Genomic DNA, 22,565 nt, shown 5'->3' on the forward strand with positions numbered 1-22,565 from the left:
GTCCGCCGACGGCCCTTCACTAGATTGGCCTCGTGAGCGAGACGCAGCAGCAGAACGGTGCCTGGGCGATCGGCCTGGCGACCATCGCCGAGGCCGACGGCCGGGTGCTCGACAGCTTCTTCCCCGCGCCGCGCCTCGGGCTCGACGCCGCGGCGATCGCCGCCACCGGGCATCCGGGCGGCAGCGGGACGCACGAGGTCTCCTTCGCCCGGGCGACCGAGTCGGCGGGCGGGGCGCTCGCGGCGTCGATCGGCCGCGACGCCGGTCGCGGCGTCCGCACGATCGCGATCGCGACGGTCATCGAGGACCTCGCCGCCGCCCCGCGGGACGCCCACGACGTGTACCTGCGCCTGCACCTGCTCTCCCACCGCCTCGTGCGGCCCCACGGCCTCTCGCTCGACGGGCAGTTCGGCCTGCTGAGCAACGTCGTCTGGACGACGGCGGGTCCGTGCGCGGTCGAGGGCTTCGAGGACGTCCGCCTGCGGCTGCGGGCCGAGGGGCGCACCGTGGCGGTGACCTCGATCGACAAGTTCCCGCGGATGACCGACTACGTCGTCCCGAGCGGGGTGCGGATCGGCGACGCCGACCGCGTGCGGCTCGGCGCGCACCTCGCGGAGGGCACGACGGTCATGCACGAGGGCTTCGTGAACTTCAACGCCGGGACGCTCGGCGCGTCGATGGTCGAGGGCCGGATCTCCGCCGGCGTCGTCGTCGGCGACGGCTCGGACGTCGGGGGCGGCGCCTCGATCATGGGCACGCTGTCGGGCGGCGGCAGCGAGGTCATCTCGATCGGGGAGGGCTGCCTGCTCGGCGCGAACGCCGGGATCGGCATCTCGCTCGGCGACGGCTGCGTCGTCGAGGCGGGGCTCTACGTCACGGGCGGCACCGTCGTCGCGCTGCCCGACGGCACGACGGTGAAGGGCCGTGAGCTCTCCGGCAAGGACGGCCTGCTCTTCCGGCGCGACAGCCAGAGCGGCGCCGTCGTCGCGCTGGAGCGCTCGGGCTCCTGGGGCAGCCTCAACGCGCAGCTGCACGCCAACGACTGACCCGGAGCCCGTCCCGTCGGACGGGGCGGGTCCTCAGGCGGCGGCGAGCGTCTGGAGCCGCTCGCACGCCCGGGCGCAGTCCTCGAGCGTCGGCACGAGCGCCACGCGCACGTGCCCGCCGCCCGCGGGGCCGAAGAAGCCCCCGGGCGCCACGACGACCCCGTGGGCGAGCAGCGCGGCGGCGAACGTCGCACTGCCGTCCTCGTCCGGCGCCCCGTCGGTGAGCGTCGCGGCGAGCGCGCGCACGGCCGGGTCGCGGAGCGTCGCCACCGCCCAGCCGCGATCGCGCCAGCCGTCGGGCAGCGCGAGCCAGCGGAAGAACGACGCCGGTCCGCCCGCGTCGCGCAGGCCCAGCGCGTCGAGCCCCGGCTGGAGCACCGCGAGCTTCGCGCGGTAGCGGTCGCGGACCTCGTCGACGTGGGCCTCGTCGCCCCAGGCGGCGACGGCCGCCCGCTGGATCACCGCCTGCGGCGCGACGCCGACGCTCGGTCGGTAGCGCTTCAGGGCGTCCACGAGCGCCGCGTCGCCCGCGACGAAGCCGGAGCGGTAGCCCGGCATCGACGAGCGCTTCGACAGCGTGTTGACGACGAGCACGCCGTCGAGGCCGTCGCCGTCGTCGGCGATCTGGAGAGCCGAGTCGGGTGCCCCGCCCGTGAACCACAGCTCGCTGTAGGCCTCGTCGCTGGCCAGCACGACGCCGTGCGCGCGGCAGCGGGCCGCGGCCTCTGCGTACCAGCCGCGGTCGGCGACGGCCGCCGTCGGGTTGTTCGGGTAGTTCACCCAGAGCAGGACGAGGCGCGACCACTGCTCGTCGGTGATCGCGTCGAGATCGGGCAGGTAGTCGCGCTCGGCGCGCAGGGGCAGCTCGAGCACCTCGGCGCCCGCGAACCGCGCGCCGCGCTCGTAGACCGGGTAGGCCGGCTGGGGGACCGCGACGAGGTCGCGGCCGCCGTCGCGGTCGACGAGGACCTGCGCGAGGCCGAAGACGAGCTCCTTGGAGCCGAGCGTCGGCAGCACGTGCCGGTCGGCGTCCAGCCGGGTGCCGAAGCGGCGCCCGGCCCACTCCGCGATCGCGACCCGCAGCTCCGGCAGGCCGACGGCCAGCGGATAGGTCGAGATCGCCTCGTCCTCGACGGCCTGGACGAGCGCGCGACGGACGAGCTCCGGCGTGGGCTCGCGCGGCTCCCCGACGCCGAGGTCGATGAGGGTCGGCGTCTCGGCGCGCCGCACGACCTGCGCCCGCGCGGTCGAGAGGCGCGCGAACGGGTACGTGCCCGACGCGGCGAGCAGGGGGTTGCGCGGCAGCGGCGGGACGGGCTCGGCGGCGGTCACGGTCGCGCCGACGCTACCGGCCGACCCCGACGCGGCGACGGGCGGTGCGCGCCGCTCACCAGGGCGCGCCGCCGCAGCGGCCGCGGGCCTTCGCGGCCGAGCGCCGCGCACGGGCGGTGGCGCGCAGGGCCGTGCGCCGCGCGCGGTGCACGCGCCGCAGCGTCGCGGGCGTCCGATGGCGGCGCCGCGCGGTGCGCGCGGAGCGCAGGCTCCGGCGGCTGCGGGCCGCCGCGCGCTCGTCGCGCTCCACGCGGCGCGCCGCCGTCGTGCAGCGCGCCGAGACGTCGACCGTCGCGTCGACGTTCGTCGCGTACTGCCGCTCGTCGTTCGCGCTCGCCACGAACGCGCAGACCGACTGCACGCCCGCGCCGGCGGGCCGCGCACGACCGGTGGCGCTGGCGCGCAGCGCGGTCCCGGCCCGCGGCTGGGGCGCCAGCGGCTCGTCCAGCAGCGTCACGCCGTCCGTGCCCTCGAACGACCCGCCGCAGATCGTCGCGAGCTTCACGCGCACGCGGACCGGACCGTCCGTGCCGGTCAGCGCGTCGGGATCGGCCGTGACGGTCGCGGTCACCGCCAGCGGGCGATCGCTCCGGGCGATCGCCGGCGCGTCGACGGCGATCGCGACGGGCTCGAACGGGTCGCCGAGCGCCGCCGGGGCGACCGCGAGCAGCGCGAGCCCCGCGATGCCCGCGAGGCAGGCCGGGCGGCGGCCGCGACGGATCGTGGCGCTCACGGCCGCAGCCCCATCCGGGAGGGGTTGCGGAAGATCCGTCCCGGCGTCGCGGGCCGGTACCGGAAGCCGAGCCGGTCGAGGTACCCCGACGTGTAGAGCTCGGCGAGGTCGTGCGGCTTCGCGCGCTCCGGTTCCGGCTCGGCGGCCCGCCCCGCCGCCCGCGCGGCGGTGTCCCGGTCGGCGGGCGCCGCTCGTCGAGCCCCGATCGCGTTGCCGGCCATGACGCGCCGCGCCGAGGGCAGCGCCGGGAGGTCGAGGCGGGGCTTGGCGGCGAAGTCGAACGACAGCCCGATGTTGCGGGCGAAGCGGTCGCGCTTCGTCAGGGGCGAGAGGCCGAACCGGTAGCGGATGAGCTTCAGGATCGACTCGAAGCCGTAGATCCCGTGGTCGACGTGGCGACGGCGCGCCCACGGCGAGACGGCGACCGCCGGGATCCGGAAGCCCATCTGGCCGAAGTCCTGGGCGACGTCGCGGCTCGCGCGGTCGTCGGCCACCCGCGGCGGCCGGACGTGGTCGAAGAAGCCGCCCCACTCGTCGTAGACGATGAACAGCGCGCCCCGCTTCCACTGGGGCGAGCTCATGAACGCGTGCACGACGTCGGCCATGAAGGCCTGGCCGACGCGCACGTCGCCGTGCGGGTGCTCGTCGCCCGAGGTCCCCTGCTCCTCGCCGTTGAAGGCCGGATCGACGAACGACACGCGCGGGAGCGTGCCGCTGCGGCACCGCTCGTAGTACTCGGCCATCGGACCGGAGCGCGCGAGGCCCGGCACGCCCCAGAGGGCCGAGACCGGGATGTCGCTGAAGAAGTAGCGGCTGCTGATGCCCTTCGCCTGGAGCGCCGCGAAGATCGTCGAGTCCGGCAGGCCGATCGGCGTCGCCTGCTGGAGGAACGGGAACGCGTTGTTCTTGCGCCCGTAGGACTGCGCGGCGTGCATGAAGTACCGGTTCGGGTACGTCGAGGCCAGCAGCGAGCAGAAGAACCGGTCGTACGCGGTGAACGCCTCGGCCGCGTGGGGGATGAACGGCAGGTCCGGCTTCTCGTAGTAGCCGATCGAGAAGGTGTCGCTGTCGGCCTGCAGGAACCCGTCGTTGCGCCCGCCGTCGAGCTGGACCCGCCCGCCGTCCCAGGAGTGGTCCGGGTCCAGGTGGCGCAGCCCCTGGAAGTCGGGCGCGAGGCGATGCGTCTCGTGCGTGCGCCCCTGCTTGTCGCGGAAGGTCAGGCCCGCCTGTCGCCCGTCGGCTCCGGGCAGCCAGCCGAGGTAGTGGTCGAACGAGCGGTTCTCCATCATCAGCACGACGAACGTGTCGATCGGGAGGTTTCGCGCCGACGGCAGCGGCTGGGTCGTTCGCCGGGTCGCCTCGGCCATCACGACGTCCGGGGCGAGCGTCAGCCCGAGCCCCGCGAGGCCGGCCGCCGTCGCGGTCCGCTCGAGGAACTCCCGCCGCGAGTGGTACGCGTCGTGGTGCTCGGCCTCGAGCCGCTCGGCCTCGTCGGGATCGTGCACGTCGGGCATCGGCTGGTCGTCCCCCTGGTGGTCCGCCGGCGTGGACCGGTCGTGCCCGGGACGATCTCCGAGTCGCGGGGACGCCGCAAGGCCGCGGACGCGCCAGGTTTCAGGGCTGCAACGTCGGGACGGCGTGCGTCCCTCCCCGCGACGGAACGGCGGCGCTCAGGCGCCGGCGCGCACGAGCGCCGCGAGCGTCTCGTAGCTCTCGACGAGCGCGTCGATCCGGACGAGCTCGTCGCGCTTGTGCGCGTAGACGGGGTCGCCGGGCCCGTAGTTCAGCGCGGGCACGCCGGCGAGCGCGAGCTCCGCGACCGGCGTCCATGCCTGCTTCGGGGCGACCGCGCGCCCGGTGCGCGCGATGAGCGCGCGCGCCAGCGGCTCGTCGACGTGGACCGTGCCCGACGGCGCGTTGCCGATGATCCGCAGGCTGCTGCCGGGCACGTCGCACCAGGCGCGCAGCCGCGCCTCGGCGTCCGCGGCGGCGACGCCCGGCGGGTAGCGGTAGTTCACGTGGGCGTGGGCCTCGTCCGGGACGACGTTGTCGGCCACGCCGCCCTGCAGGCGGGTGACCCCGACGCACTCGGCGTACTCCAGGCCCGAGAACTCGTGGCGCACGATCGGAACCTCGGCCAGCCGGGCGATCGCGGCGGCGGCCTTGTGCAGCGCGTTGTCCCCGAGCCACGGTCGGGCGCTGTGCGCCGCGACCCCGTGGAAGGTCCAGGTGGCGTTGAGGTTGCCGAGGCACCCGCCCTGCACGCCGCCCGCGGTGGGCTCCATCACGACGGCGAGGTCGGCGCCGCGCAGGCCCGGCTCGCGCTCCAGCAGCGGCGTCAGCGCGGTGTCGACGAACGGCAGCTCCTCCCGCCCGAAGAGCACGACCCCGACGTCGCAGGCCCGGCCGTCCTCGGCGTGCAGCCCGTCGCGCAGGAGCTCGACCATCACCGCGCAGGCGCCCTTCATGTCCGTCGCGCCGAGCCCGTGGACGGCCCCGTCGGCGATCCGCCCCGGGCGGTTGCCCTGCGCCGGGACCGTGTCGAGGTGCCCCGCGAGGAGCACGAGGGGACGGTCGCCGCGCGTCCACGTCCCGGCGAGCAGGCACGTGTCGCCCGCGTCCCGGACCGGCACGCCGGCGTCGCGCAGGCGCCGCGCCGCGAGGTCGATCGCCGGCTGCTCGGCTCGCGACTCCGAGGCGACGTCCACGAGCTCGAGGGTCGCGGCGGCGAGGCGGTCGGCGAGCGTCGTCACCCCGTCGAGCCTACGCGTCGCGACCCGCCTGCGCCCGCGGGAGGCGGGCTCGAACCGGGGCCGGCGCGCGCACGTCCCGCACGCCGCGGACCGGGCGTGCGACACTGGTCCCAGTGACGAAGCGGCAGCGCGGCAGCCAGCGATCGACCCATCCGCACGACCTCGACGAGCAGCGGGCGGCGGCCGATCAGCGCGCGCTGATGGTCGGGGTGCTCGAGCACGGCGACGACCTCGGCGAGCTGCGGGAGCTCCTGCGCACGGCGGAGGTCGAGGTCGTCGGCCAGCTCGTCCAGCACCGCGACGAGCCGCACCCCAACACGTACCTCGGCGAGGGCAAGCTCGACGAGCTGAAGGAGCTCGCCCACGAGCTCGACGCGACGCTCGTGGTCACCGACGACGAGCTCTCCCCGCGGCAGGAGCGCAACCTCGAGGGCCGGCTCGGGATGCCGGTGCTCGACCGCACGGCGCTCATCCTCGACATCTTCGCCACCCACGCGCACAGCGCCGAGGGCAAGCTCCAGGTCGAGCTCGCCCAGCTGCAGTACAACCTCGCTCGCATGCGCGGCCTCTGGAGCCACCTCGACCGCCTCGGCGTGGGCGGGGTCGGGACCCGAGGCCCCGGCGAGACGCAGATCGAGACCGACCGCCGGCTCGCCCGCGACCGGATCTCGAAGCTCCGCCGCCGGCTCGAGGACGTCAAGGGGACCCGCGCCGTGATGCGCGCCGAGCGCGCGCGCTCCTCGCACGTCCCGAACGTCGCGCTCGCGGGGTACACGAACGCGGGCAAGTCGACGCTGCTCAACGCGCTCACCGGCGCCGAGGTCGGCGTCCAGAACCGCCTGTTCCACACGCTCGACCCGACGACGCGGACGCTGCGCTGGAACGGCCGGACCTACCTGCTGACCGACACCGTCGGCTTCATCCGCAAGCTGCCGCACCACCTCGTCGAGGCGTTCGGCGCGACGCTGGAGGAGACGGTCATCGCCGACCTCCTGCTCCACGTCGTCGACGCGAGCCAGGACGACGAGCAGTTGCGCGCCGTGATGGGCGCCGTCGAGGACGTCCTGAAGGACATCGGCGCGCTGAAGGACGGGGTCGGCGCCAACGGCGTCGCGCCGCTGCTCGTGCTGAACAAGTGCGACCTGATCGACGACGCGCGGCGCGAGGAGCTGCGGGTGCGCTTCCCGGGTGCGGTGCAGGTCGCCGCCGCCGAGCGCGAGGGGCTCGGGACGCTCGCGGCCCGGATCGAGCGCGAGTTCGAGGCCACGCTGCGCCCCGTCGAGCTGCTCGTGCCCTATCCCGCCGGCGCGGCCCTCGCCGAGCTGCACGAGCTGGCGGGCGACCTCGAGCAGGAGCACCGCCCCGACGGCGTGCTCGTGCGTGCGCGCCTGCCGCGCCAGCTCGTGGCCCGGTACGAGAAGTACCGGGTCGAGCACGTCTGACATGGAGACGATCGCCTTCCGCCGGCTGCGGCCCGACGCGGTCCTGCCGGTGCGCCAGCACGCCGGCGACGCCGGGCTCGACCTCTGCGCCGCCGAGCCGGTGTCGCTGGCGCCGGGAGAGCGCGCGCTCGTCCCGACCGGGCTCGCCGTCGCGATCCCGGACGGCTGGGCCGGGCTCGTCGTGCCGCGCTCGGGCCTGGCCATGCGCCACGGGATCGCGGTGGTCAACAGCCCCGGGACGGTCGACGCCGGGTACCGCGGCGAGCTCCGCGTGCTGCTGCTCAACACCGACCGCGCGACGCCGTTCACCGCGGCGGCGGGCGAGCGGATCGCGCAGCTGCTGCTCGTCCCGGTCGCGCTGCCGGCGCCCGTCGAGGTCGACGATCTCGGCACGAGCGACCGCGGCACCGGCGGCTTCGGGTCCACGGGCCGCTGAGCGCCGGCAGCCGGTCCGCGGACGCGCCCGGCGCCGGTCAGGCGGCGGGGTAGGGGACGAAGCCCGGTCGCTCCGGGTGCAGCGCGGCGGCGGTCAGCGGCGCGTAGTGCTCCCGCACGAACCCCGGCGGGTCCGCGAGGATCGCGCGCAGCAGCGCGTCGCCCGCGGCCCCGGGCGGCCCGTCGAAGCCGAGCCGCCGGCCGCAGTCCTCCAGCAGCTCGGGCTGCGTCATCGCCCGCAGGGTCCGGTCCTGCGCCGGCACGGCGGCGAGCGCGACCGGCGCGCCGTCCACGCCGTACGAGCCCCGGTGGACGTAGGCGAGCGGGTCGGGGTGCTCCTCGCCGTCGTCGGTGACCGCCACGGCACCGGTGAGCCGGCCCAGGTCGTAGCCGAACTCCGTGAACGTCAGCCGCTCGACCTGCGGGGCGGTGAGCTCGAGGACGGTGATCCGGACCCGCGTGCCGGGCGAGGGCACGAGGTCGCCGGCGAACGAGCCGTAGCCGGTCGGGAAGGGACAGGCGACGACGTCGTGGTCGGCGAGCGTCGCGGGGGACAGCCGCGCGTCGGCCACCGGGACGCCGACGAGCTTCGTCGCGAGACGCTGCGCGGAGCCGTTGGCGCCGATCGCGACGACGGCGTAGCGGCGGTGGGGGTCCAGCGGGCGATCGGGCTCGACCACCCCGTCGCGCAGCACGGCGGGCGCGTCGACGCGCTCCCACGGGTAGCCGTGGGCCTGGGCGATGCGCTCGTCCAGCGGGGCCTCGAGGATCGACGCCATGAGCGGCACGATCCGCTCGAGGAACGGCGGCAGCAGGGCGAGCAGGTCCTCCGTCGGCGTCCGCAGCCGCTCGCGCAGCTGCTCGTCGCGGATCGGCGGCCACTCGGTCTCGCAGCGCGGCATCCACGCAGTATCGGGCGTGCGCCGGGCGGAGCCCGCGGGAGCCCGACGGTCGCGGGGTCGTGGCGTGCGCCGGGCGACCACGGGCCGCCCGGCGCGGGCGATCACTTCGCGATCAGGCCGAACTGCTGCAGGTACTCCCGCGCGGCCTGCTCGGGCGTCTCCTTGTCGAGGTCCACCCGGGCGTTCAGCTCCTGGATGACGGAGGCGTCGAGCTTCGCGTTCACGGCCTCGATGATCTTCGTCAGGTCGGGGCCGGCGGCCTTCGCGGTCGCGTCGCGGACGAGCAGCGTCGAGTTGTAGGGCGGGAACATGCCCTTGTCGTCCTGCAGGAGGACGAAGCCGTCGCGCTTGTTCTGCGGATCGGTCGTGAAGACGATCGACACGTCGGCCTGGCCGTCGCTCAGCACCTTGCTGCGCTGGCTCAGCTCGACCGGCACGAACCGCTTGAACTTCAGCCCGTAGACCTGCTGCAGGCCGAGGAGGCAGTCGAGGCGCTGCCGGCACTCCGGCGAGCCGTAGAGGCTGAGCTGGCCGGCGACCTTCGACAGGTCGGAGATCTTCGTCAGGCCGTGCTTCTGCGCGGTCGCCTTCGTGACCGCGACCTCGTTGGAGGAGGTGAACGGCGTGGGCGGCTCGGCGACGATGCCGTCCTTGGCGAAGTCGCGCTTCACCTGCTCGTACGCCGCGCCGGCGTCCTTCGGCAGGTCCTCGGTCTTCACGTCGAAGAACGACAGCAGCGCGGTGCCCGTGTACTCGGGGTACGCGTCGACGTCGCCGCCCTTGAGCGACTTCAGCGCGGTCTGCTCGTCGCCGAGGTTCAGCTCCTTGCGGACCGTGTAGCCGCCGGCCGCGAGCGCCTGGGCGTAGACCTCGCCGAGGACCTTCTGCTCGGTGAAGTTCTTCGAGCCGACGGTGATCGTCGTCTTCGCGTTCGCGTCGTCGCGCTGGATCGCGGCCGCCGGCGCGGCCGTCGTCGCGCCGCCGCCGGTGTCGCCGCCGTCGTCGTCGTCGTCGCCGCAGGCCGCCAGCGCGACCGCCGCGATGATCAGGGACAGCAGCAGGACGAGCCGCAGGTGCGGGGTTCTCATGGGGTGGTGCCCTTTCGCAGGAGGATCGGCGCGCGCGGCCGCCGGACGAGCCGGGTCCGCGCGCGAAGAGGAGCCGGCGTGGCCGCGCGCTGCGCCGCGCCGAGGGAGAGCTCGGCGACGATCGCCAGCAGCGCCACGACGATGGCCGCCGCCAGCCGTCCGGCGTCGCCGTAGACCGCCTGGCTGATGATCGGGTCGCCGAGGGTCACGTACCCGGCGACCGGCGCGATCGTCGCCGTCGCGATGACGTTCACCGTCGAGGTCCGCAGGCCGGCGAAGATCAGCGGCAGCGCGAGCGGGAGCTCGACCTGGCGCAGCACCTGGCGCTCCGTCAGGCCCTGGCCGCGCGCGGCGTCGAGGACCTCGGGATCGACCTGGGTGACGCCGACGTAGGCGTTCGTGAGGATCGGTGGGATCGCCAGCAGGGTGAGGGCGAGCGCGACGTTCGTGAAGCCGACGCCGAGGAAGGCGACGAAGAGCGCGATGAGCACGAGGCTCGGGACCGCGCGCCCGACGTTGCTGACGGTGATCGCGAGGAACCCGCCGCGGCGGCGATGCCCGAGCGCGAGACCGAGCGGCAGCGCGACGGCCGAGGCGAGGAGGATCGCCGTGACCGTGAGCAGCAGGTGCCGGCCCGTCAGCTCGAGGAACTGGCCGGGGCCGCCGATCTCGGCGCCGCCCGTGCGCGATTCCTGGGCGTGGAAGAGCAGCTCGATGGCGTCCCCGAAGACCCCGAGGTCGGCGAGGACGGTCATCGCGCGACCCTCGTCCACGGCGTCAGCACGCGCTGGCCCGCCAGCACCGCGAGGTCCAGCACGATCGCCAGCAGGACGCAGAGGCCGCCGGCCACGAGCACGTTGCTCTTGAAGTTCAGGTCCGCGTAGAGCGGATCCCCGAGCCCGCCGGCGCCGGCGAAGAACGCCAGCGACGCGAGGCCGACCGTCGTCGTGGCGGCGATCCGCAGGCCGGCCGCGATCTCCGGCACCGCGAGCGGCAGCTCGACGCGCCAGAGCACCTCGCGGTCCGTGAGCCCCATCCCGCGCGCCGCGTCGACCGCGTCCGCCGGGACGCCGTCGAGGCCCGCGATGACGTTGCGGAAGATGATCAGCAGCGTGTAGGAGACCAGCGCGATCTCGGCGGTGAGGAACCCGCGGCCCGTGAGCGGGAGGAGCAGGAAGAAGAGCGCGAGGCTCGGGATCGTGTAGAGGATGCCGGTCACCTGCACGATCGGCGCGACGAGCCACCGGCGCCGGTGAGCGAGCAGGCCGAGCGCGAACGCGATCGCGAACCCGATCGCGAGCGCCACGACCGTCAGCAGCACGTGCCGCAGGAGCGGATCGACGTACCGGTCGAGGTTGTCCGCGATCCAGTCCGGGCAGACGCCGTCGCGCGCCACGCACGAGCCGGCGTCGCCGGAGCGATCCCGGACGAAGCCCTCGCCCGCCTGGGCCAGGGGCGCGGCGATCACGCGGCGGGCTCCGGCTCGGCCGGGGCGGGGGCGGGGGCGAGCTCCCGGGCGACGGCGTCGCTGGAGAGCACGCCGACGACGGCACCGGCGTCGTCGACCACCGCGGCGTACTGGACCGCGTGGGCGAGCACCGTGCTGAAGGCGTCGCGCAGGACGTCGTCGCGCGAGACGATCGCCACCGGGGACCCGGCGGCGGCATCCACGCGCTCCGCCGCGAGGTCGTCCTCGTCGAGCCAGGCCACCGGGCGGCCGTCGGGGTCCACGACGAGCGGGTAGGGGACCTCGGCGTCGCCGAGCTGCGCCCGGACCCATGCGCTGGGGTCGTCGTGGCGCACGAGCGCCGGGCGCTCGAGCGGCAGGTCCCGGACGCGCCCGAGGGCCAGGCGCTTCAGGGCCCGGTCGGCCCCGACGAAGCGCTCGACGAACTCGTCGGCCGGGGCGAGCAGCAGCTCCGCCGGGGTCGCGTACTGCGCGAGGTGGCCCCCGGGGCGCATCACCGCGACGCGGTCGCCGAGCTTGATCGCCTCGTCGATGTCGTGGGTGACGAAGACGATCGTCCGCGGCTGGGCCCGCTGCAGCCGCAGCAGCTCGTTCTGCAGCCGGTCGCGCGTGATCGGGTCGATCGCGCCGAACGGCTCGTCCATGAGCATCAGCGGCGGGTCGACCGCCAGGGCCCGCGCCACGCCGACCCGCTGGCGCTGGCCGCCGGAGAGCTGGGTCGGGTAGCGGCCGGCGAAGGTCGCGTCCAGGCCGACGAGGTCGAGGAGCTCGGTCGTGCGCGCCGCGATGCGGTCGCGCGACCAGTCCAGCAGCCGGGGCACCGTCGCGATGTTGTCGGCGACCGTGCGGTGGGGGAAGAGGCCGGTCTGCTGGATGACGTAGCCGATCTCCCGTCGCAGCTCGGCGGGCTCGCGCTCCGCCGTCGGACGGCCCGCGATGAGGATCCGCCCGGAGGTCGGCTCGATCATCCGGTTGACCATCCGCATCGCCGTGGTCTTCCCGCAGCCCGACGGCCCCACGAGCACGAGGATCTCCCCGGCCGGCACGGTGAGCGAGAGGCCCTCGATCGTCGCGGCGTCGGCCCCGGGGTAGCGCTTGACCACCTCCTCGAAGCGCAGCTCGGCAGCAGGGGTGGTGGCCGCGGCTGGGCGATCGCCGGCGGGAGCGGGAGGGACGGTCATCGGTGGCCGGCGCGGGGGACGGCCCACGCCGCGAGCGAGCCTAGCGCAGCGACAGGCGCCGCGGCCCCAGATTGACGTATTGCCGATCAGGAATCAGGTGAGGACCGGCGCTCCACGCGCGTACGGTGCCTACCGGCGCCCGGCGGCGGCGCGCGCGCTCGCGTGCCCGGCGTCCTCGAGCCGGTCGTCGAGCGGCGCGAGCTCCCCGGGCGCGATCCCGAGCGCGGTCGCGATGAGCCAGTCGGCGAACCACGCGTTCTTCGGCAGCAGCGGGCCGTGGAGGTAGGTGCCGATCACCGCGCCCCGCACCGCGCCCTCCGCGCCGCTGCGGCCGTCGTTGCCGTGGCCCGACAGGACGCGCCCGAGCGCGGGCTGGCCGTCGCCGAGCACCGTGCGACCGCCGTGGTTCTCGAACCCGGCCAGGACGCGCGGGCCGCCGGCGCCCGGGAGGTCGACCTCGATCGCGACGTTGCCGATCAGGCGTCCCTCGCCGCGGTCGGTGTGGAGGTCCAGCAGCCCGATGCCGGGCAGGCGCCGCTCGGCGTCCAGCGCGTAGTGGTGGCCCAGCAGCTGGTAGCCGCCGCAGACCGCCAGCAGGGCGCCGCCGCGGTCGGCGTGGGCGTGGACGGCATCGCGCTTCGTGGCGACGAGGTCCTCGGCGCACAGCGCCTGATCCCGGTCCTGACCGCCGCCGAGGTACAGGAGGTCGTGCGCCTCCGGGTCCAGCGCGTCGCCGAGGCTCACCGCCGTGAGCGCGAAGGCGATGCCGCGCCAGGCGCAGCGCCGCTCGAGCAGCAGGAGGTTGCCGCGGTCGGCGTAGATGTTCAGCAGCTCGGGGTACAGCGCCCCGACCCGCAGCGTCCGCTCAGGCATCGCTCGGCTCCTGCTCCTCGACCGCCGCGAGCACGACGACCGCGCTCGCGACGTGGTCCTCGGTGGCCGGCACCTCCCGGCGCTCGAGGACGCGCAGGCCGGCGTCGCGCGCCTCGTCCTCCAGGCGGTCGGCGGGCAGCACGTCGAGCGCGATCCGGTCGCCGGAGACCGTCCGCTCGCCGTCGCGTCCGACGATCTCGCGCACCCGCTCCAGCACGATCCGCCCGTCTCCGGAGACCGTCACGGCGACGGGCCGGCTCGCGTAGACGGTGCCCTCGTGGTCGCGCATGTCGGGAGCGACGGTCAGCGCGTCGCCCGCGTCGAACGGCTCGACGTCCTCCACGAGCGCGATCGCCGCTCGCGCGCCCGGCGCGAGCAGCCGCGGCAGCGCCCGCAGCAGGCCGCGCCGGCCGGCGGTCCCGAGCAGCTGGATCGTCTGCATCGGCGCGAGCACGAGGCCGAACCGCTCGGCGAGCCGCGGTGCGGCGGCGTCGCCGACGGTGGCACCCGCCGGCAGGCTCCGCAGCGCGGCCCGCCGGCGGAGCTCGGCGACGAGCACCGGGTCGATGTCGAGGCCCAGCACCTCGTGACCGGCGCCGGCGAGGTCGAGCGCCACCCGACCGGTCCCGCACCCGAGGTCGAGGATCCGCCCGGGGGAGCGGTCGGCGGCCATCGCGCGCCAGAGCTCGAGGTCGGCGCGGTAGCCGCCGCACTCCAGGTCGTGCCAGCGGACGTGGTCGAGGTCCGCGTCGCGGACCGGGCCGGCGTCCGCCGCGGGATCGGGCGGGCTCACGCGAAGGACCCCCGCGCGGCGCCGCGGCGGACGAGCTCCTCGCGCAGCTCGAGCATCGCCGTGTACGTCGGGATCGCGTGCAGCGGCGCGTCGGCGGACGGCAGCGCGGCCACCGCGGCGTCGAGGGCGCCGGCGACGTCGTGCTCGACGACCGCGATCCGATCGACCGGCACGCCGGCGTACTTCCAGCGGACGGCCATCTCGGCGGCCCGGGTGCCGCCGCAGGTCACGCGCCGCACCTGGGGCGCGAGCCGCTCGAGGTCGGCGTCCCAGACCCACGACACGTCGCGGCCGTCGGCGACGCGGTCGTTGAGGATCGCGAGCAGGTCGACCGGCTCGTCGGCCAGCGCGAGCGTCCGCGCCACCTCGTTGGCGCCCGCCGGGTTCTTCACGAGCAGCAGCTGCAGCGGATGGCCCTCGACCTCGACCGTCTCCGCGCGCCCGAAGGCCGCGCTCGTGGACTCCAGCCCGGCGGCGATCGTCGTCGCGGGGACCCCGAGGACGTGGCACAGCGCCGCGGCCCCGAGCGCGTTGTAGACGTTGTAGAGGCCCGGGAGGCGCAGCGCGACGTCGACCTCGGCGTCGTCGATCCGCAGCCGGATCACGGAGCCGCGGGTGCCGTCCAGCACGACCCGCTCCGCGGTGACCTGCGGCTGCGGGCGCGCGTGCCCGCACCGCGGGCAGGCGTAGTGCCCGAGGTGACCCACGAACGTCGCGGCGTAGTCGTAGGCCGACCCGCAGACGCGGCACGTCGTCGCGTCCGCGGCGTGCTCGAGGCCGGGCAGCGCCACCGACGTGTCCTGCACGCCGAAGTAGCAGGCCTCGCGCCCGAGGCCGAGGTCGGCGACGGCGGGGTCGTCCGCGCCGAGCACGAGCCGCACGCCGGCGTTGGCGGGATCCTCGACCATGGCGCGCCAGCGGTCGACGATCGTCTCCAGCTCGCCGTAGCGGTCGAGCTGGTCGCGGAAGAGGTTCGCGAGCAGCAGGGCGCGGGGGCGGAGGTCGCGCACGAGGCCCGCGAGCCAGAACTCGTCGACCTCGAAGAGCCCCGTCGAGCCGGTGGGACGGCCTCGGCGCCAGTCGCCGATGAGCGTCGCCGCGATGCCGCCCGCCATGTTCGCGCCCTGGCGGTTGTGCACGAGCGTCTCGCCGTGGCGCTCGAGGATCGACGCCACGAGCGCCGCGGTCGTCGTCTTGCCGTTCGTCGCCGACAGCACGACGGAGCCGTGCTCGATCCGCCCGCTCATCGCGGCGATCGCGTCCGGCCGCAGGCGGGTCAGGAGCTTGCCCGGCAGGCTCGTGCCGCCCCGGCCGGTCGCCCGCGCCGCCCGTCCCGCGAGCCGCGCGAGGCGGACCGCGAGGCCGAGCGGGACCGGGCCGCGGCGGGGTCCGGGGGAGGGAGGGGGCTCCAGGGCGGTGCTCACGCGCGGTGGAGTATCCCGGAGGCTCCGGGCCGACCGCGCCCGGACGGGGCGCAGACGCCGCCCGCGGCGCGAGGGGTCCGCGTGGCGCCGTATGCTCGCCGCCGTGCCGACGACCGCGCGCCCCGCCCACGCCGTCCGCGCCGCGCTGCTCGTCGGCGTGCTCGCCCTCGGTGGCGGACTCGCCGCCTGCGGCGACGACGACGAGCCGTCCGGCTCGACCGCGACGACCGCGGCCACGACGACGGACGCCACGACGGAGACGGCGACGACCGAGACCGCCCCGGCGACGACCGACGACGCGGCGGCCGCCGACGGCTGCCGGTCCGTCGAGCAGCCCGAGGCCGACGACGCGAAGACCTCGGTGGCGGAGCCGCGCCCCGCGCGCCTGTCGGGGGCGTGGCGCGTGACCTTCACGACGAGCTGCGGCAGCTTCGTCGTCGAGCTCGACACGAAGCGCCAGCCGAAGACCTCGGCGTCGGTCGCCTCGCTCGTCCGCAAGCGCTTCTACGACGGGCTCGGCTTCGTCCGGATCGTCCCCGGGTTCGTGATCCAGGGCGGCGACCCGCTGCAGAACGGCACCGGCGGCCCGGGCTACTCCGTGACGGAGGAGCCGCCGTCCGACGCCGCCTACACCGAGGGCGTCGTCGCGATGGCGAAGGCCGCCAACGAGGCCCCGGGCACGTCGAGCAGCCAGTTCTTCGTCGTGACCGGCGCCGACTCGCAGCTGCCGCCGGAGTACGCGATCCTCGGCAAGGTCGTCAAGGGCCTCGACGTCGTGAAGCGGATCGAGGGCGTCGGCACGAGCGACCCGTCCGGCGACGGCCCGCCCGCCCAGCCGGTCGTCATCGACCGCGCCGTCCTGCGGCGCGGCTGAGCGCGGTCCGGCGCCGCGGCGGAGGTCCGCCCGGCGCACGAGGCCGTCGACGGGCCGGTGCGACCGCGGTCGCGGGGCGGCGCCGGCCGTCAGTCGGCCGCGATGGCCCGGGCGATGCGCTCGGGCCGCTCCCAGCGCAGCTCGTAGACCTGGCGGTCGCCGTCGTCGTGCACGACGGCCAGCCCGGCGGCGCGCAGCACGCTGTGGCTCGCCGGGTTGACGAGGTCGGTGTCCGCGCGCAGGCCGCGAAGCTCGCGCCGGCCGCGGGCCCACGCCACGATCGCCCGGACGGCCTCCGTCGCGTACCCGTTGCCGCGCCGCTCGGGAGCGATGGCGAACGTGATCAGCGCGACGCGGTCGCGGTCGGGGGGCGAGAGGAACGTGAAGTCCCCGATCACGACCCCCTCGCCGTCGAGGACGAGCTGGTACTGGGTCCAGGGACCGAGCGCGTCCGGGTCGTCGAGGGACGCGCGGCCGTCGACCACCTGCGCGGCGATCAGGGTCTCGTCCAGCGGATAGCCGGCAGCCCACGGTCGGTCCGGGTCCTGCAGGCCGTGGAGGAGCGCGTCGAGGTCTGCGGGAACCATCGGACGAACCGTCAACCGCGGCGTTCGCAGCGTGCCGTGAGGGTCCGTCACGCCCCGAGGCTACCGGGCGCGCCCGGCCAGCGGTGAGAGTTTCCGGGCGGGACGTCCGTGGAGTCCCACAGGGCGGCGGTCGCCCCCGCGACCGTCAGCCGCGGCGACGCGACGCGCGGTTCGTGGGCTGGCGCATCTGCTGCGCCGCCTCGGCCCGCTTGGCCTGCGCGCGCCGCTGCCGTCGTCGCCCGAAGACGACGAGCCCGACGAGCGCGGCGACGAGCACCATGATGCCGAGCACGATCAGCGAGGCGGTGTCGAGGCTGCCGGGGATCGGCAGGGAGACGAGCCAGACGAGCCCGGTCGCCACCGCGCCGAGCAGGACGAGCAGCAGGATGATGAGCAGGACGCCGCGGGCTCGCCGCCAGCCCCCGGAGCCCGGCGGCGGGACGAGCAGGCCGGCGAGCCGCAGCAGGAAGAGCTGGCGCCGGCTCGGTGCCTCCTGCCCGAGGCGCTGGGCCGCCGCGGCGAGGTCGTTCGACCGCCGCTCGGCGAGGGCGAGCGCCGCCTCCGCCATCCGGCGGATCTGCGGGCGCTCCTGCGGTCGCGCGGCGGCGAGCGCCTGCTGGAAGAAGCGCCGCGCGGCGGGCGCGTCGTAGCGCTCGGCGGCCCGGCTGCCGAGGATCGCCATCGCGGCGGCGCGGTTGCGCGTCTCGCGCTCCAGCTCCTCGTCCGAGCGCTGCTCGAGCGCCTGCATGGCCGCGAGGCCACCCCGCTGCTCGATCTTCATCTGCCGCTGCTTGGCCATCCGGAGCGCGATGCTACTACCGCGTCGCTCCGCGATCGGGCCCCGTCCGCCCGGCCCGATCGTCATCGTTGCGCGGGATGCGCACGCTCGTGGTCTCCGACCTGCACCTCGGGTCCCGTGGCGGGCGCGACGTGCTGCGCCAGCCCCCGGCGCTGCGGGCCCTCGTGGCGGCCGCGGCGAAGGCCGACCGGCTCGTCCTCCTCGGCGACCTCGTCGAGCTGCTCGAGGGGCGGGTGAGCGGTGCGCTGGCCGAGGCGATGCCGGTGCTCGAGCGGCTCGGCGGCGCGATGACCGGCGGCGAGATCCTCGTCGTGCCCGGCAACCACGACCACCTGCTCGTCCGTGGGTGGCTGCGGGAGCGCCGGGCGGCCGAGCGACCCCTCGGCGCCGCGACCCAGGTCCCGGCGGACGCGACGGAGGTGCTGGCCGAGGTCGTCGGCGCCCTGCGTCCGCCGGACGGGCGGATCCGCGTCCAGTACCCGGGGGCGTGGCTCGGGCGCACGATCTACGCCCACCACGGCCACTACATCGACCAGCACCTCGCGGCCGGGCCGCTGGCCCGGATGAGCCGCGCCGCCGCGGAGGAGGCCGCCGGCCCCGCGGACGGCTACGAGCTCGGGCGGATGGCGTCCGTGGCGGCGGCGTCGCTCGTCGTGCGGGACCTCCCCGACGGCTTCGAGGAGGGCGTCGAGCGGATCGGGGGCCTCGCGCGCGCGCTCGGGAAAGCCCTGCTCGCCGCCGGCGACGCCGGGCGCGGACGCGTCGAGCGGATCGCCCCGCTGGGCTCCGACCTCCTGCACCGGCGGCTCGAGGCGGGCGGGCTCCCGGCGATGGTCCGGGTGGCCCGCGACCTCGGGGTGCTGCCGCGGGCACGGCACGTCGTCTTCGGCCACGTGCACCGGCTCGGGCCGCTGTCGGCGGAGGAGGGCCTGGGCGCCTGGCACCCGGAGGAGGACGGGCCGTGGCTGTGGAACAGCGGCTGCTGGGTCCACGAGCCGCTCATCGTCGGCCCGGCGGAGACGACGAGCCCGTTCTGGCCGGGCGGCGCGATCTGGCTCGACGGCGAGCGGACGCCGGAGGTCGTGCGCCTGCTGGAGGACGTCCCGCCGGGCGACGTCGTGGCGCAGTCCGCGCGCAGCGCGGCGGGGGGCACGGCCGGGACGGAGGAGGCCGCGGAGGACCCGGACGTCTACGACGCCGACGGCGAGGCCGAGCTCCTCGACGACGAGCCCGGCCCGGCCTGACGGGTCTCAGCGACGCGCGAGCGCGTCGCGGATCTCGGTCAGGAGGACGACCTCGTCGCTCGGCGGGGTGACCTCCTCCTGCTTGCGCAGGATCCTCGTGACCGCGCGCAGGAGGAAGAAGAGCACCGTCCCGATGAGGACGAAGTTCACGAGCGCGGTGAGGAAGACGCCGACCTTCACGTCGGTGTCGCTGATCGAGATGACGATGTCGTCGAAGCTCGGCTTGCCGACGATCGCGGCGATGATCGGCATGATGATGCCGTCGACGAGCGCCTTGACGAGCGCCGCGAAGGCCGTGCCGAGCACGAACGCGACGGCCACGTCGACGAGGTTGTCCTTGAAGAGGAACGCCTTGAGCTCTTTGAGCATGGATCGAGATGGGGTGGGGGTCGGTCGGTCGCGCCGGGGACGCGGTCGGCGTCTCCTTCGGCGCGGCGGGCGCGGTCCCTGCCGTCGGCGCGTCACGCGGTGCGCGAGGATGGAGCGGTGAGCAGCGCGGCGCAGCCGGGCGGCGCGATCGACCCGCACGAGGTCCTCGGGGTCCCGCCGGGCACCGACGAGGCGGGGGTCACGGCGGCCTACCGCCGGCAGGCCAAGCGCTGGCACCCCGACGCGCGCGGCGGGGGAGGTCACGACCGGATGGCGCTGCTGAACGCCGCCTACGCGCGCCTGCGCCACGAGCGGCCCGCCTCGGCGGCGCGCGCCACGACGCCGTCCCGGGCGCCCGATCCGCTCGCCGGGGCGCTGCACCGCACCCTCGGGCCGGAGCTCGGCGCCACGGTCGCCCCCGCCGAGGAGGTGCTGCTCGTCGTGCCGGTCGCCGTCTGGGCCAGCCCCCAGGCGCTGCTGGCGGTGACCGACCGGCGGCTCCTCTGGCTCCTCGACGACGCCCCGGTCCACCGCGTCCGCGAGCTCGCCCTCGGCGACGTCCGCGAGGTCGCCGTGCGGCCGCCGCGACCGTGGCGCCGCCACGCGCAGCTCGTGGTCGTGGACCGTCGGGGCCGCCGCACGACGTTCGGCGAGCTGCCCCTGCTCACCGCCCGCGCGATCGCCCGCCGGGCCGCGCCGCCCGACGACTCGACGGACCGCCGCCCCGCGGACTAGGATTCGCGCCCGCTATGGACGACTGGTCGCTCTTCATCAGTGTTCTCCTGGGCGTCGTCACGTTCGCCTACGGGATCAACCTCGCCCTCGGCGCGATCTGAGCCGGTCCGGCGCGGCCTCCTGCCGCGCCCAGGGACCGCCGGTCAGCCGGCGAGGTCGTCGCGCAGCCGCTCCAGGAGCGCCGGCGTCGACGGCGCGATCGTGCCGCCCGACGCCTCGATGAGCGCCGCGACCTGCAGGTTCAGCGGCACGCCCGCCTCGCCGGCCTGGCGCAGGTCGCTGCGGACGCCGTAGCACCGCAGTCCCAGGCCGCACGCGTACCCCACCTCCACGACGGTGCCGCTGTCGGGCTCCTGACCGTCGAGGTGGGCCACGAGCAGCGCGGAGGAGCGGATCGCCTCGGCGTTCCGGCGCCCGACCTCCAGCGCGAACGCCCGCTGCCGGCCGGCCGCGGCGGCGGCCTCGAACTCCTCGGCCGTCGACAGCGCCCACGGGTCGACCGGCTCGACGAGCTCCGCCAGCGCCGGCAGCAGCTCCGTCGCGTACCAGCCGCGCGTCGTCTCCGAGAACCCGAGCGGGGAGGCGACGTAGCAGCGCGGGCGGGGCATCGTCCGAGCCTAGCCTCCCGGGCGTCCGGCGCCGCGCCGCCGCGCCTCGGCCGGCCTCCTCCGGCGCACCCGCGCCCTCGACCCGTCGCGGTCGGGCGCGCTAGGCTCGCGACCACGGCATCGAACATGGTGTTCGGTCGCGCTGTCCAGCGACCTCCGTGCTCGTGCCGGCGACGGCGTCGCGCCGCCGCGACCACGACCGAAGGACGACGATGAGCACCACCGCAGCCGAAGGCACCGACTGGGGGCCGCTGAGCGCGCCGGCGAGGACGGACCACCCGGGCGTCGACACGCCCTGGCGCGACAACATCTTCATCTGCCTCTGGGACCCGGAGCGGGACGTCTCGGCGATCCTCCACACCTCCTCCTCGCCGAACGCCCAGGGCCGTCGCACGCGGTTCAGCGCGCGGCGCGGCCACACCGCCGTCGAGGTCATCGAGGAGCCCGAGCCGGGCACCTGGTCCACGCCCTCGATCCAGGTCGACGGCGGGCCGACCTTCGCGGTGTCCTCGCCGGAGCTCGCAGCCGAGCTCACGACGACGCCGCTCTTCGCGCTCGGCGACTTCACCGGCGACCAGGCGCCGGAGGCCTTCTCCGCCGACACCTCCGCGCCGATCGCGCACTACCAGCGCGCCGCGCGCGTCCGCGGGCGGATCGTCGTCGCGGGCGAGGAGGTGGAGATCGACGGCCTCGGGTTCCGCGACCGCACGTGGGGCTTCCGCGACGAGTCGGCGAACCTCAGCGAGTACTACGGGCACATGTGGGTGTTCCCGGAGTTCGCGCTCAACGCGATGAAGCTCCGCGGCACCGACGGCCGCGAGATGACGCTCGGCTTCTACCTCGACGCGGACCGGGCGGTCCCCGCGAAGGAGATGTCGATCGTGCGCGACGCCGCCGGGCTCCTCGCCTCGTGCCGGGTCGAGCTCGTCGACGGCCGCGTCCTCGACGTCGAGGCGACGAAGCGCCACGGGACGTTCTGGTGCCCGATGGGCTGGACCCGTCCGGGCCCGGTCCTCTCGGCGTACGACGAGATCGGCGCCCTGCGCACCCAGGACGGCGTCGAGGGCTACGGCCTGACCGAGCAGGGGATGGTGCGCCGCATCGGGTGACGCCGGGCGGGACCCGCCGCGCCCGGCGGCGTCGCGGGCCCCGCCGGGTAGCCTCCGCAGCCGTGCCCGAGCCCGAGCCCGCAGCGCACCCCGAGCCGACGGTCGTCCCGCCGGGCCCGGGCGCCGACCCCTCGCGCACCGCCGCCGCGCAGGGCGTCCCGACGTCGATCGGCGACGCCGTCGGCGGGCCGCTCGGGATCGCCGAGTCGGCGCTGCCGGCCGCGGTCTTCGTCGCGGCGTACACGATCTCCGGCCAGGACACGACGGCGGCGGCGATCGTCGCGGTCGGCCTGGGCGTCGTCCTGACGATCGCCCGGATCGTGCGCGGGCAGACGCTGCAGTTCGCGATCTCGGGGCTGATCGGGATCGCCCTGGCGGGGTTCATCGTCTCCCGGACCGGGCGGGCGGAGGACTTCTTCCTCCCGGGACTCCTGGCGAACGTCGGCTACGCGGCGGCGTACCTCGTGTCGATCCTCGTGCGCTGGCCGCTCATCGGCGTCCTGGTGGCGCTCATGACCCAGCAGGACTCGAGCTGGCGTCGCGACCCGGAACGGGTCCGGGTCTTCACCCAGGCCTCGTGGATCTGGGTCGGGCTCTTCCTGCTGCGCCTCGCCGTCCAGCTGCCGATGTACCTCGCGGGCGCGCTCGTCGCCCTCGGCGTGGCGCGGGTGGCGATGGGCATCCCGCTCTTCGCGCTGGGGCTCTGGCTCACCTGGCTGCTCGTCCGCCGGGTCCCGAACCTCCAGGGCCCGGCTCCGGGCGCCGCCTGA

24 protein-coding genes are annotated in these 22,565 nt (G+C 75.7%); 8 read left to right on the forward strand and 16 right to left on the reverse strand.

The genetic code is table 11. From position 1 onward, the window contains the following. Window positions 1-32 precede the first annotated feature (32 nt). Complete coding sequence (gene dapD / locus SK069_RS00650; RefSeq protein ID WP_319952240.1) at window positions 33-1,046, forward strand: 2,3,4,5-tetrahydropyridine-2,6-dicarboxylate N-succinyltransferase; 1,014 nt, start codon at window positions 33-35, stop codon at window positions 1,044-1,046. Between the two features lie 33 nt (window positions 1,047-1,079). On the opposite strand, the gene SK069_RS00655 is transcribed toward dapD, so the two are convergent. The 4 genes from SK069_RS00655 to dapE form a co-directional block, all read right to left on the reverse strand. Continuing rightward, a complete protein-coding gene (locus tag SK069_RS00655) occupies window positions 1,080-2,378 on the reverse strand; it encodes a pyridoxal phosphate-dependent aminotransferase (protein ID WP_319952241.1) in 1,299 nt (432 codons plus the stop codon). A gap of 55 nt (window positions 2,379-2,433) precedes the next feature. Continuing rightward, window positions 2,434-3,111 (reverse strand): hypothetical protein, encoded by a 678-nt coding sequence (locus tag SK069_RS00660; protein ID WP_319952242.1) that lies wholly within the window; start codon window positions 3,109-3,111, stop codon window positions 2,434-2,436. Beyond that, complete coding sequence (locus SK069_RS00665) at window positions 3,108-4,625, reverse strand: alkaline phosphatase family protein (protein ID WP_319952243.1); 1,518 nt, start codon at window positions 4,623-4,625, stop codon at window positions 3,108-3,110. Before SK069_RS00665 ends, SK069_RS00660 begins: the two co-directional genes overlap by 4 nt. Window positions 4,626-4,781: 156 nt before the next feature. Beyond that, window positions 4,782-5,864 (reverse strand): succinyl-diaminopimelate desuccinylase, encoded by a 1,083-nt coding sequence (gene dapE, locus SK069_RS00670; protein WP_319952244.1) that lies wholly within the window; start codon window positions 5,862-5,864, stop codon window positions 4,782-4,784. 113 nt (window positions 5,865-5,977) lie between these two features. Between dapE and hflX the strand changes: the two genes are divergently transcribed. Both hflX and dut read left to right on the forward strand, forming a co-directional pair. Next, window positions 5,978-7,306 (forward strand): GTPase HflX, encoded by a 1,329-nt coding sequence (hflX, locus tag SK069_RS00675; RefSeq protein WP_319952245.1) that lies wholly within the window; start codon window positions 5,978-5,980, stop codon window positions 7,304-7,306. 1 nt (window position 7,307) lies between these two features. After that, the gene (gene dut, locus SK069_RS00680) at window positions 7,308-7,742 is read left to right on the forward strand and encodes a dUTP diphosphatase (RefSeq protein WP_319952246.1); all 435 of its coding nucleotides are present in this window, start codon (window positions 7,308-7,310) and stop codon (window positions 7,740-7,742) included. Window positions 7,743-7,779: 37 nt separating this feature from the next. On the opposite strand, the gene SK069_RS00685 is transcribed toward dut, so the two are convergent. The 8 genes from SK069_RS00685 to SK069_RS00720 all read right to left on the reverse strand — a co-directional run bounded on the left by SK069_RS00685 (window position 7,780) and on the right by SK069_RS00720 (window position 15,470). Next, window positions 7,780-8,643 carry a hypothetical protein gene (locus tag SK069_RS00685; RefSeq protein WP_319952247.1) on the reverse strand — a complete coding sequence of 288 codons (864 nt, stop codon included), beginning with the start codon at window positions 8,641-8,643 and terminating at the stop codon, window positions 7,780-7,782. Window positions 8,644-8,744: 101 nt separating this feature from the next. Further along, window positions 8,745-9,731, reverse strand: a complete 987-nt coding sequence (locus SK069_RS00690; RefSeq protein ID WP_319952248.1) for a glycine betaine ABC transporter substrate-binding protein — start codon at window positions 9,729-9,731, stop codon at window positions 8,745-8,747. Then, window positions 9,728-10,486: an ABC transporter permease gene (locus SK069_RS00695; RefSeq protein WP_319952249.1), complete on the reverse strand. Its 759-nt coding sequence runs from the start codon at window positions 10,484-10,486 to the stop codon at window positions 9,728-9,730. The genes SK069_RS00690 and SK069_RS00695 overlap by 4 nt, the downstream gene beginning before the upstream one ends. Then, window positions 10,483-11,199 carry an ABC transporter permease gene (locus tag SK069_RS00700; RefSeq protein WP_319952250.1) on the reverse strand — a complete coding sequence of 239 codons (717 nt, stop codon included), beginning with the start codon at window positions 11,197-11,199 and terminating at the stop codon, window positions 10,483-10,485. Before SK069_RS00700 ends, SK069_RS00695 begins: the two co-directional genes overlap by 4 nt. After that, a complete protein-coding gene (locus tag SK069_RS00705; protein ID WP_319952251.1) occupies window positions 11,196-12,380 on the reverse strand; it encodes an ABC transporter ATP-binding protein in 1,185 nt (394 codons plus the stop codon). The genes SK069_RS00700 and SK069_RS00705 overlap by 4 nt, the downstream gene beginning before the upstream one ends. Before the next feature lie 129 nt (window positions 12,381-12,509). Further along, window positions 12,510-13,253 carry a type 1 glutamine amidotransferase gene (locus tag SK069_RS00710; protein ID WP_319952252.1) on the reverse strand — a complete coding sequence of 248 codons (744 nt, stop codon included), beginning with the start codon at window positions 13,251-13,253 and terminating at the stop codon, window positions 12,510-12,512. Next, window positions 13,246-14,046, reverse strand: a complete 801-nt coding sequence (locus tag SK069_RS00715) for a class I SAM-dependent methyltransferase (protein WP_319952253.1) — start codon at window positions 14,044-14,046, stop codon at window positions 13,246-13,248. Before SK069_RS00715 ends, SK069_RS00710 begins: the two co-directional genes overlap by 8 nt. Continuing rightward, window positions 14,043-15,470 carry a MurT ligase domain-containing protein gene (locus SK069_RS00720; protein WP_319952254.1) on the reverse strand — a complete coding sequence of 476 codons (1,428 nt, stop codon included), beginning with the start codon at window positions 15,468-15,470 and terminating at the stop codon, window positions 14,043-14,045. Before SK069_RS00720 ends, SK069_RS00715 begins: the two co-directional genes overlap by 4 nt. A 103-nt stretch (window positions 15,471-15,573) precedes the next feature. On the opposite strand from SK069_RS00720, the gene SK069_RS00725 reads away from it, so the two are divergent. After that, on the forward strand, window positions 15,574-16,344 hold the full coding sequence (locus SK069_RS00725; RefSeq protein WP_319952255.1) for a peptidylprolyl isomerase: 771 nt from the start codon (window positions 15,574-15,576) through the stop codon (window positions 16,342-16,344). Between the two features lie 89 nt (window positions 16,345-16,433). Here SK069_RS00725 and SK069_RS00730 read toward each other — a convergent pair whose 3' ends face one another. Both SK069_RS00730 and SK069_RS00735 read right to left on the reverse strand, forming a co-directional pair. Continuing rightward, window positions 16,434-16,982: a GNAT family N-acetyltransferase gene (locus tag SK069_RS00730; protein ID WP_319952256.1), complete on the reverse strand. Its 549-nt coding sequence runs from the start codon at window positions 16,980-16,982 to the stop codon at window positions 16,434-16,436. Between the two features lie 94 nt (window positions 16,983-17,076). After that, complete coding sequence (locus SK069_RS00735; protein WP_319952257.1) at window positions 17,077-17,730, reverse strand: hypothetical protein; 654 nt, start codon at window positions 17,728-17,730, stop codon at window positions 17,077-17,079. A 77-nt stretch (window positions 17,731-17,807) separates the two neighbouring features. Here SK069_RS00735 and SK069_RS00740 point away from each other — a divergent pair, with 77 nt between their 5' ends. Continuing rightward, window positions 17,808-18,974 carry a metallophosphoesterase gene (locus tag SK069_RS00740; protein ID WP_319952258.1) on the forward strand — a complete coding sequence of 389 codons (1,167 nt, stop codon included), beginning with the start codon at window positions 17,808-17,810 and terminating at the stop codon, window positions 18,972-18,974. 6 nt (window positions 18,975-18,980) lie between these two features. Here SK069_RS00740 and mscL read toward each other — a convergent pair whose 3' ends face one another. After that, entirely contained in the window at window positions 18,981-19,343 is a 363-nt protein-coding gene (gene mscL, locus SK069_RS00745) for a large conductance mechanosensitive channel protein MscL (protein ID WP_319952259.1), read from the reverse strand. Between the two features lie 117 nt (window positions 19,344-19,460). Between mscL and SK069_RS00750 the strand changes: the two genes are divergently transcribed. After that, window positions 19,461-20,078 carry a J domain-containing protein gene (locus tag SK069_RS00750; protein ID WP_319952260.1) on the forward strand — a complete coding sequence of 206 codons (618 nt, stop codon included), beginning with the start codon at window positions 19,461-19,463 and terminating at the stop codon, window positions 20,076-20,078. Window positions 20,079-20,221: 143 nt separating this feature from the next. Here the strand turns inward: SK069_RS00750 and SK069_RS00755 are convergent, their stop codons facing one another. Beyond that, on the reverse strand, window positions 20,222-20,686 hold the full coding sequence (locus SK069_RS00755) for a nucleoside 2-deoxyribosyltransferase (RefSeq protein ID WP_319952261.1): 465 nt from the start codon (window positions 20,684-20,686) through the stop codon (window positions 20,222-20,224). Between the two features lie 212 nt (window positions 20,687-20,898). Between SK069_RS00755 and SK069_RS00760 the strand changes: the two genes are divergently transcribed. After that, complete coding sequence (locus tag SK069_RS00760) at window positions 20,899-21,795, forward strand: DUF7065 domain-containing protein (RefSeq protein ID WP_319952262.1); 897 nt, start codon at window positions 20,899-20,901, stop codon at window positions 21,793-21,795. A gap of 62 nt (window positions 21,796-21,857) precedes the next feature. Beyond that, on the forward strand, window positions 21,858-22,565 hold the full coding sequence (locus SK069_RS00765; RefSeq protein ID WP_319952263.1) for a DUF3159 domain-containing protein: 708 nt from the start codon (window positions 21,858-21,860) through the stop codon (window positions 22,563-22,565).

It is taken from the genome of Patulibacter brassicae, from assembly GCF_033949425.1.
GTDB classification, from domain to species: domain Bacteria; phylum Actinomycetota; class Thermoleophilia; order Solirubrobacterales; family Solirubrobacteraceae; genus Patulibacter; species Patulibacter brassicae.